Below are 8,478 nucleotides of genomic sequence, written 5' to 3' on the forward strand. Positions count from 1 at the left end.
CCCCCCCCCCCCTCCCCCCCCCCCCCCCCCCCCCCCCCCCCCCCCCCCCCCCCCCCTCCGCGAGCAGGCCGCCTCCGTGATTCATCGGTGACTGGCGCTCGGTCGTGTGCTCTTCCGACCTCGCGGCATCGGTGGCGTCCGCGGGCGCGCCACCCGGCGCGTGCGCCCGGGCAGGACGCTGCCCGGGCCCGGGCTCCGCCTCGGCGGCGGGCACGCGGCGCCCCACCGTGGAGCCGGGTGGCGCCAGGGTCTCCAGCATCTCGAGCGGCACGAGCACGACGGCGCGGATCCCGCCGTACGGCGAGGGGCCGAGGTCGACGCCGAACCCGTGCCGTCTGGCGAAGCGCCCGATGACCGCGAAGCCGGTCTGCGGGATCTCGCCCACGTCGCCGACGCCGAGCACCTTGCGGCCCGACACGACCTCGCGCGCCTCGGCGAGCCGGTAGTCGTCGAGGCCGAGCCCCCCGTCGTCCACCTCGATCACCGCGCCACGCTGCACGGTGCGTACGGTGACGGGCACGGTGGTGCGCGGCGGGGAGTACTCGGTGGCGTTGGCGAGCAGCTCCGCGATGAGGTGGATCAGCGGTTCCACGACGATGGCGGTGATGCCCACGTCCTGGTCGCCGCTGACCTCCACCCGCCGGTACGACATGATGCGGCCGGACGCGGCACGCACGACGTCCACCAGCGCGAGCGGGTCCTGCCACTGCTGTCCCGGCCACTCGTCGCACAGCACCTTGAGGCTCTGCGCGTGCCGCGCCTGCTGGGTGGCCGCGTGGTCGACCTGCATGGTGAGGTCGAGCAGGTCGGTGTCGCCCGGGTAGCGGTCCGCGATGCCGGTGGCCCTGGCCTGGATGCGGTGGGCGGACGTCTGGATCCGGTTGGCCAGCTCGACGAGCGAGAGGCGCTGGGACTCCTCGCGGTCGTCCATGGCGCCGGCGATCTCGCCGAGCAGCCGGTCGAAGAAGGCGGCGAGCTCCGCGCCCGGCTTCGTCCCGCCGTGCAGGGCGGCCGGCACCTCGGTGCGTGCCAGGGCGGCGGGCAGGCGCTCGGCGACGGTGAACTCGGCCTCCTCGCGCACCCGCACCTCCCGGTCGTCGGCGTAGGCGCGCCACTGCGCCTCGCGGCGCATGATCTCCGCCTCGCGCTCCCGCACGTCCCCGCGCAGCTTGATCAGGTCGTGCGTCAGGTCGCGCTGGGCCCTGCGGAACGATTCGAGCCACCCGAGCAGCACGACGGCCGCGATCCCGTAGGCCACGACGGCGCCCGCCCCGGCGGCTCGCTGCATGGCGACGAGGCCCCCGGCGAGCGCCAGGGACGCGAGGCCGAGGACGACAGGCCAGGGGCGTGTCCTGCGGGCGGGGACGGCAGACACGGGAGTACGGGCCATGGAAAACCTTCGCGTCGTCTGTGAGCCGGCCCCGGGAAACCACCACGCCCGAGCGGACGGCACCGGTCCGGCAGAGCCTGATGGATCGACGTCAATCCCTCGGCCGAGTGCATTTCGCGACACGACAACTACGCTCGCTCCACGCATTGTTGAGGCCAGACATTGGGGGGATGCTATATCCCTGGGCGAGATCACACGTACGCTTTCCACGTGGCAATCCGGAATGGTATCGAAAAAACCGGCCTGACCTGCGCTAAAGCGGCATAGGACCGAGGGCGGCAGCGTCAATTCCGGTTACTTCGCCAGCTCGGACGGGACGAAATCCCTCACATTCATTTCATCGGAAGAATTAATAACCGAAAGAAGGCCCTTCCGGGCCGCCGAGCCCTCCGGCGTCACCCCTCCTGGCGCTCTCCGGTCGCCGCCACGCCCGCACCGCTCATACGATTCCCCCAGGAATTCCGCCTGACTCGGGAGCGTCCGGGCAGACGGTGCGTGGAGGCCGGCGGAGCCGCCGCGGTCGGGACACACGGCCGAGGACGGGCACCGCGCTCTCCGACCGCAGTCACACCGGACCGTCGCGACGTGGGCGGCGCTCCCTCGGACAGGAGGAGTCCTCGATGAACCGGCCCGACCAGATCGTCCACGACCTGCAGGCGACCATCGACCGCGACGACCGCGGCCTCGCGGGCCTGATCGAGAAGTCGCTGCGCAAGGCGGCCGACCGCGCCGAGGCCGAACTGAACCACGACGTCCTGCGTGCCCTCGAATGGCCGAGGTCGCTGCCCGAGTACTTCGACTACCTCAAGGGCTTCATCCGGTGGGTGCCGCGCCAGTCCGACGATCCGGCCTGGACGAAATCGGCTCCGGGGCAGCGGTACGCGAAAGAGGTGAGCGACCGGCTGGCGCACTTCTTCTGGCTGACGGACCAGAAGGTCGACGAGGGCGGTACAGCCATCGCGGAGAACTCGGACGCCTTCCGTGACTGGCTCACCGCGTTCGCCCGCCAGTGGGGCAGCTTCCTCGACACCCCGGAGTCCTTCAGCAAGGAGGTGCTGGACTCCTTCATCGAGGACGCGCCCGAATACCACGTCGAGGAGTCCCTGGTCGACGGCAGGCCCAACATGCCGAGCGGCTGGCTGACCTTCAACCAGTTCTTCGCACGCGAGCTCAACCCCGGCCTGCGCCCCATCGCCGAGCCCCTGGACAACACGGCCGTGACCTCGCCCGCCGACTGCGTCTTCCAGCACTCCTACGGCATCGACCAGTCGTCGAACATCCCGCGGACGACGATCAAGGGGACGCACCACTACGGCAACATCCGCCGGCTCATCGAGGGCAGCCAGTACGCCGACGCCTTCGCGGGCGGCACGTTCGCCCACTACATGCTGCCGCCGTCGGCCTACCACCGCTACCACGTGCCCGTCTCCGGCCTCGTCAAGGAGGCCTACACGATCAGCGGCCGGGTCTTCATGCAGGTCGACCTGGAGGACCACGAGCTCGTCTCCAAGGACAGCGCCAAGACCGGCTACGAGTTCTCCCAGACCAGGGGGGTGCTCACGCTGGACACCGCCGGTTCCGACGAGGGGGACCTCGGCATCGTCGGCGTCGTCGCGGTCGGCATGTCCCACGTCGCGTCCGTGAACGTGACCGCGGTCGAGTCCACGCGCCTGGCCAAGGGCGACGAGTTCGGGTACTTCCAGTTCGGCGGCTCCGACATCATCGTCCTGTTCCAGGAGGGTGTCGCCCCCGACGTGTCCACGAGCGAGGAGTTCCGGCGCGTCGGCTCGGTCATCGCGCGGTGCCGCACCCTCGCCTGACGCTACGCGCGCGGCGGGCGGGCGCGTAGCGTCGGGCCCGTACACACGTGCGACGACGACGAGAGGTGGCACACCCACATGACCACGCACGAGTCCCCGCTGCCCCGCTTCCACCTGGCCGTGCCGGTGGACGACCTGGCCGCCGCGCGCCGCTTCTACGGCGGCGTGCTCGGCCTCGCCGAGGGACGCAGCGCCGAGAGGTGGGTGGACTGGAACCTGCACGGCCACCAGTTCGTCACGCACCTCGCGCCGCGCCCGGCGGAGCGCGCGCACAACGCGGTGGACGGGCACGAGGTCCCCGTGCCGCACTTCGGGCTACTGCTGTCGGTGGACGAGTTCCACGACCTGGCGCGGCGGCTGCGGGAGGCGGACACGGCGTTCGTCATCGAGCCGTACCTGCGGTTCGCGGGCGAGAAGGGCGAGCAGTGGACGATGTTCCTGCTCGACCCGGCCGGCAACGCCCTGGAGTTCAAGGCGTTCGCCGACGACTCGCAGGTCTTCGCGGCGTGACGCACGCGTGAGCGGCCTGACGCGCCCGCGTGAGGCGGCGTGACGCCCGCGCGAAGTGCCTGACGCCCGCGTGAGCGGCCTGACGTCGGCGTGAGGCGCCGCCCACCCGGGTGGCGGGCGGTGCCTCACGCGTGCGGGCCGCCGCACGCTCTCAGCGCGGCGGCCACGAACGCCGCGAGCAGCGGCCTGCGGTCCTGCTCGTTCCAGGCGAGCACGAGACGGCTCGGCGGCGCGTCGGCGATCGGGACGCAGACCAGCCCGGACGCCACCGGCTCGACCAGCGAGCGCGGCAGCACCCCGACCATCCGGCCGACCGCGATCATGTTGAGCATCTGCACCACGTCCGCGACCTCGGGCCCGGTGCCGCCCCCGCCGGCGTCGGGGGCGGCCGGGGCATCGGGGGAGCCCGGGGCGTCGGGGGCGCCCGGGACGCCCTTCCAGCGCGGCAGTGTCTCCCCCTCAAGGTCGGACGTGCGCACCGAGGCGCGCCCGGCGAGCCGGTGTCCCGCCGGGACGACGACCACGCGATCCTCGGTGTGCAGCGTCTCGTGGGCCAGGCCGCCGAGGCCGTCGTAGGGCGCGTAGAGCAGGCCGGCGTCGGCGCGGCCGTCGAGCAGGAAGTCGGTGCGGTCGGCGGGCCCGCTGAACAGGATGTCCACCCGGCGCGCGTCGGGCCGGTGCGCGTACTCGGCCAGGATCCTGGACAGCAGCCCGGCGTCACCGCCGGGCTTGAGCACGAGCCGCAGCTGGTCCCTCGTGTCCCCGGCGCGCCTTGCGCCCTGCACGGCGGCGGTGATCGCGTTCAGCGCGTGCCGGCCCTGCTCCCGCAACGCCTCCCCCGACGGCGTCAGTGCCACGTGCCGGCTGTTGCGGACGAACAGCGGGACGCCGAGCCGGTTCTCGACGCGCCGGATCGCCTTCGACAGCGCGGGCTGGGCGATCGAGAGCCGGACGGCGGCCCGCCCGAAGTGCAGCTCGTCGGCGACGGCGAGGAAGTACTCGAGCTCGCGGCTCTCCAGTTCGGCCATGCCTGGAGGTTATCGCCGGATAGCGAACGGATCTTGGACTCCGGCGGGGCACTTCGCCAAGGATTGACGCATGATCAACCACACGATGATCGTCTCCTTCGATCAGACCCCGCCGGAAGCCGACCTCGACCAGTACCTCACGGATATCGAACGAGCCATGCTCGACAGCGGCCTCGTGCGCTCGGTGACGGCCCGTCGCCACATCGCCGTCCCCGGCGAAGAGGCCATCCCCGCGCTGATCGCGACCGTGATCGTGCAGGTCGCCGTCGACGGCACGGAGTCGCTGGCGAAGGCGTTCAGCGCGCCCGCCCTGCACGAGGTCATCGGCCGCTGGCAGGCGCGCCACCCGTACAAGGTCGCCTGGGCGAACCACGAGCCGCTGTCATGAGCGGCGGGGGCGGCACAAGCGGCGCGTCTGTCCCAAGCGGCGCGACGGTCACAAACGGCGCGACGGGCAAGGTCGCCCTGGTCACCGGCGCGGGCAGCGGCATCGGCCGCGCGACGGCGATCGAGTTCGCCCGCGCCGGCGCGGCGGTGGCGGTGCTCGACATCGACGAGACCACGGCAGCCGAGACCGCCGAGACGATTCTGAAGGACGGCGGTCAGGCGCTGGCCGTCCACGTCGACATCGCCGACGAGGACTCGGTGCGCGCGGCTGTCGAGCGCACGGTCGCCGCGTACGGGGGCCTCGACTGGGCCGTCAACAACGCCGGCATGGCCTCGCACCACCGGCAGCTCGACGCGATGCCGCTGGACGAGTTCGAGCGCGTGGTCCGCGTCAACCTGGCCGGGACCTTCCTGTGCATGAAGCACGAGCTGCCGCTGCTGCGCGGGCGCGGGGGCGGCGCGATCGTCAACGTCGCGTCCAACGGCGGCCTGTACGCGATTCCGACCGCGCCCGCCTATGTGGCCGCCAAGCACGGCATCGTCGGCCTCACGAAGGTCGCCGCGGTCGACTACGCGCCGCACTCCATCCGCGTCAACGCCCTCTGCCCGGGGCCGACGCTCACCCCCGGATTCGAGGGCGTGGCCGCCGGCACCGACATGATCGCGCGCCAGGAGGCGATCACGCCGCTCGGCCGCCTGGCCGCCCCGCAGGAGGCCGCGGCGGCGGCAGCCTGGCTCTGCTCGGACGCCGCGTCGTACATCACGGGCATCGCCTTGTCGGTCGACGGCGGCCGCCGGGCCTGAGAGCCGCCGGCCGTGACCACGATCAGTCGCGGCCACGGCCGGTCACGGCCGGTCTCGGCCGGGTTCACGTGTCGAGGAGCTCGGGGACGAACAACTCCTCGCAGGTCAGGCGACGGGCCGACAGCCCCTGCTCGAAGTGGTACCTGAGGAAGGTGTCGACGGCCTTGCGGTTGGCGTCGAGGCCGTACGGCCACCAGTCCTCGCCCAGCAGCGCGCGGTTCTCCGCGAACAGCTCGCTGAACCAGGGGGTGACCACCGCCATGTGCTGCTTGAGCGCACCGTCCCTGTACGCGTCCTGCACGATGGCCTTGGCCTCGCTGAACGCGCGGTACACCGCCCGCACGAGCCCGGGCTCCCCGGCCAGTTCCCGGCGGATCGCGACGACGTGCATCATCGGGAAGATGCCGGTGCGGCGGTAGTAGTCGCGCTCGACGGACTCGTAGTCGGGGAACAGCCGCCGGATCTTCTTCGACGAGCCGTCGAGGAGGCCTTGCGGGACGTCGATCGACAGCAGGGCGTCGATCTCGCCCGCTTCGAGCATGGCGGCCAGCGTCCGGTCGCCGCCGGCATGGCGGACGTCGACGCCGTCCGGGACGGGCTGCGGGATCCAGTCGAAGGCGGGGAGCGGGTGGTTGGTGCCGCCGACCACCCAGCGCATCCGGTCGGGCGTGACGCCGTACTCGTCGGCCAGGACGCCCTTCATCCAGACACCGGGGTCGTGGCCCCACATGCCGAACTCCCCGACGGTCCGGCCCGCGAGGTCCTCCGGCTTCTCGATCCCGCTGTCGGCGTTCACGAAGAGTGCCGAGTGGCGGAAGTTGCGGTTCGGGAAGATCGGCAGGGCCAGGAAGGGCGATTCGTCCAGGTCGAACATGCGCAGGAAGTAGGTCAGTCCGAACTCGGCCATGTCCAGTCGGCCGGTGGCCATGCGGTGGAAGACGTCGGAGACCAGCGGCGAGGTGTCCAGGGTGACGTCGACGCCGTCGATCGCGACCCGCCCGTCGAACAGCGGCGCGGTGTGCTCGTAGCGGTAGACGCCCATCTTGAGCTCCAGATCGGTCATGCCAAGACTCCTTCTCGCAGCCAGCTTCCGTGAACGACCTTTCACGTTTAGAGTGCCGACAGGAACCGGCAAACGTCAAGGCGAATGACCGTTCATTTACAGAAGGAGCCAGCCCATGCCACGCATCACCGCCGAGCGACGCGCGGCGAACAGGTCGGCGATCGTCGCAGCAGCCCGCCGCTGCTTCTCGCGCGACGGCTTCCACCAGACGTCGATGCCCGACATCGCGGCCGAGGCGGGCGTGTCGGTCGGCGCCCCCTACCGCTACTTCGCCGGCAAGGAGGAGATCATCCTCGAGATCGCGGGCGACGCCTTCCGCGTGATGTTCGATCCCGTCGAGCGTCTCGTCGACGCGGCAGGCGATGTGACCGTCGCCGACCTGGTCGAGGCGGCGATCGAGCCGGTGAGCGGCGACATCGCGGCCGACGCCCCGGGACAGGACGTCCCCGTCGACGAACTCCTGCGCTGCGCAGTCCAGGCGTGGGGCGAACTCCTGCGGCACGAAGGGCTGCGCCAGCAGGCCGGCGCGGGCTTCGAGCGCGTACGCGGCCACATCGCGGACGCGCTGCGCGGCGGCCGGCGGGCGGGCACGGTCCCGGCGGGGCTGGACCCCGAGCGCGGGGCGCGGGTGGTGATGGCCCTGCTGCACGGCTTCGTCCTGCAGCACGCGGCATTCGGCCTCGACGACACCGCCGGCTTCACGCACGACGTCCGCGCGGTGCTCAGCGACGGGGGGCTGCTGCGCGGCGACACCTGAACACGCACGTGACACTGCGACGAGCCGCCGGGGCCCCAGCCCCACCCGACGGGGCTGACGTCCAAAATGCCCTGGTATCGCCCTCTCGACGCCCGCGAACAGGCTCTGGAAACGCCGAGATCCCGTCCGATCAAACAGATCGGACGGGATCTCATGTCTGTGGACCTGAGGGGATTCGAACCCCTGACCCCCTCGATGCGAACGAGGTGCGCTACCGGACTGCGCCACAGGCCCTTGCGACGAGTGAGACTCTAGCATCCCCGTCCGGGTGCTCGGAAATCCGTTGTCCGCTGGTCACCGGGCGGTCGTCGCGTGCGATCACTCGTTGGCCGCGCGGGGGCGGTCCGCCTCGTCGTACTGGTCGAACAGGGGGGTCCTGCCGCGGTCGCGGGAGGTGCGGCGCGGCGGTGCGGGCTGCGGTGCCGGCTGTGCGGGAGGGGGCGTGGGGTCCGCCGTGGAGGAGCGGGCCGCGCTCCACGTCTCCGGGTCGCTCACGTCCACGCCGCTGGTGGCGCGCGGCGCGACCGGGGCCGTGACGTACGTCGGGAGGGGCACGGGGACGGGCTCCCAGCTGTCGCCGCGGCCGGGGCGGCGCTCGCGCTGCTGGTCGAGCCACTCCGCGTGGTCCGTCTGCTCGACGAGCGCGCGGCGCCCCGCCTCCTGCGGCGAGACGCGCGGCGCGGGCTGCGGCGCGGGCAGGCCGTCGGCACCGGCGTCGC

Annotated in this window: 8 protein-coding genes, 1 tRNA gene and 1 pseudogene; 5 read left to right on the forward strand and 5 right to left on the reverse strand. The window is 72.0% G+C overall.

Going from position 1 to position 8,478, the window contains the following annotated elements:
* Window positions 1-1,390, reverse strand: a 1,390-nt coding sequence (locus JFN87_RS30095; RefSeq protein ID WP_282961690.1) for an ATP-binding protein, incomplete at its 3' end; no start/stop codon positions are given.
* Window positions 1,391-2,010: 620 nt separating this feature from the next.
* Between JFN87_RS30095 and JFN87_RS30100 the strand changes: the two genes are divergently transcribed.
* Together JFN87_RS30100 and JFN87_RS30105 are read left to right on the forward strand one after the other, a co-directional pair.
* On the forward strand, window positions 2,011-3,210 hold the full coding sequence (locus tag JFN87_RS30100; RefSeq protein ID WP_209345207.1) for a phosphatidylserine decarboxylase: 1,200 nt from the start codon (window positions 2,011-2,013) through the stop codon (window positions 3,208-3,210).
* 78 nt (window positions 3,211-3,288) lie between these two features.
* The gene (locus JFN87_RS30105; protein ID WP_209345209.1) at window positions 3,289-3,720 is read left to right on the forward strand and encodes a VOC family protein; all 432 of its coding nucleotides are present in this window, start codon (window positions 3,289-3,291) and stop codon (window positions 3,718-3,720) included.
* Between the two features lie 125 nt (window positions 3,721-3,845).
* Here JFN87_RS30105 and JFN87_RS30110 read toward each other — a convergent pair whose 3' ends face one another.
* Window positions 3,846-4,748: a LysR family transcriptional regulator gene (locus JFN87_RS30110; RefSeq protein ID WP_209345211.1), complete on the reverse strand. Its 903-nt coding sequence runs from the start codon at window positions 4,746-4,748 to the stop codon at window positions 3,846-3,848.
* Window positions 4,749-4,818: 70 nt separating this feature from the next.
* On the opposite strand from JFN87_RS30110, the gene JFN87_RS30115 reads away from it, so the two are divergent.
* Complete coding sequence (locus tag JFN87_RS30115; protein ID WP_209345213.1) at window positions 4,819-5,136, forward strand: hypothetical protein; 318 nt, start codon at window positions 4,819-4,821, stop codon at window positions 5,134-5,136.
* The gene (locus tag JFN87_RS30120) at window positions 5,133-5,939 is read left to right on the forward strand and encodes an SDR family NAD(P)-dependent oxidoreductase (RefSeq protein WP_209345215.1); all 807 of its coding nucleotides are present in this window, start codon (window positions 5,133-5,135) and stop codon (window positions 5,937-5,939) included. The genes JFN87_RS30115 and JFN87_RS30120 overlap by 4 nt, the downstream gene beginning before the upstream one ends.
* Window positions 5,940-6,003: 64 nt before the next feature.
* On the opposite strand, the gene JFN87_RS30125 is transcribed toward JFN87_RS30120, so the two are convergent.
* Entirely contained in the window at window positions 6,004-7,002 is a 999-nt protein-coding gene (locus JFN87_RS30125) for a PhnD/SsuA/transferrin family substrate-binding protein (RefSeq protein WP_209345217.1), read from the reverse strand.
* 115 nt (window positions 7,003-7,117) lie between these two features.
* Between JFN87_RS30125 and JFN87_RS30130 the strand changes: the two genes are divergently transcribed.
* A complete protein-coding gene (locus JFN87_RS30130; RefSeq protein WP_209345219.1) occupies window positions 7,118-7,759 on the forward strand; it encodes a TetR/AcrR family transcriptional regulator in 642 nt (213 codons plus the stop codon).
* Between the two features lie 160 nt (window positions 7,760-7,919).
* On the opposite strand, the gene JFN87_RS30135 is transcribed toward JFN87_RS30130, so the two are convergent.
* Both JFN87_RS30135 and JFN87_RS30140 read right to left on the reverse strand, forming a co-directional pair.
* Window positions 7,920-7,993, reverse strand: a tRNA-Ala gene (locus tag JFN87_RS30135).
* An 84-nt stretch (window positions 7,994-8,077) separates the two neighbouring features.
* Window positions 8,078-8,478: pseudogene (locus tag JFN87_RS30140) on the reverse strand (hypothetical protein); the annotation flags it as partial.

The organism is Streptomyces montanisoli, assembly GCF_017813245.1.
GTDB classification, from domain to species: Bacteria; Actinomycetota; Actinomycetes; order Streptomycetales; family Streptomycetaceae; genus Streptomyces; species Streptomyces montanisoli.